At 60.0% G+C, this 255-nt stretch carries 1 protein-coding gene; it reads right to left on the bottom strand.

Annotated features, from left to right (window positions below; translation table 11 throughout):
- Positions 1 to 255 (bottom strand): ATP-binding cassette domain-containing protein (locus tag SB756_RS32475; RefSeq protein ID WP_410913558.1); only part of this gene is annotated, 255 nt, incomplete at both ends.

Genomic DNA, 255 nt, shown 5'->3' with positions numbered 1-255 from the left:
CAGGCGCGCCAGCAGTTCCTTGGCACGGCTGTGGCGCTGAGCTTCCGTGACGCCGGCATAGATCGACGGCATCTCGACGTTGTGCATGGCGCTCAAGTGCGGCAGCAGGTGGTAACGCTGGAAGATGAAACCGAAGTGATCACGGCGCAGTTCCGCCAGTTCATGGTCTTCCAGGTCGCGGGTTTCACGGCCGTTGATGGTGTAGCTGCCCTCAGTGGCGTAGTCCAGGCAACCCAGGATATTCATCAATGTCGA

The sequence above is a fragment of the Pseudomonas sp. SIMBA_068 genome (assembly GCF_046534705.1).
GTDB lineage: Bacteria > Pseudomonadota > Gammaproteobacteria > Pseudomonadales > Pseudomonadaceae > Aquipseudomonas > Aquipseudomonas putida.
The sequence above is the reverse complement of the archived record's forward strand: the minus strand, read 5'-3'. Positions and strand labels throughout refer to the sequence as shown.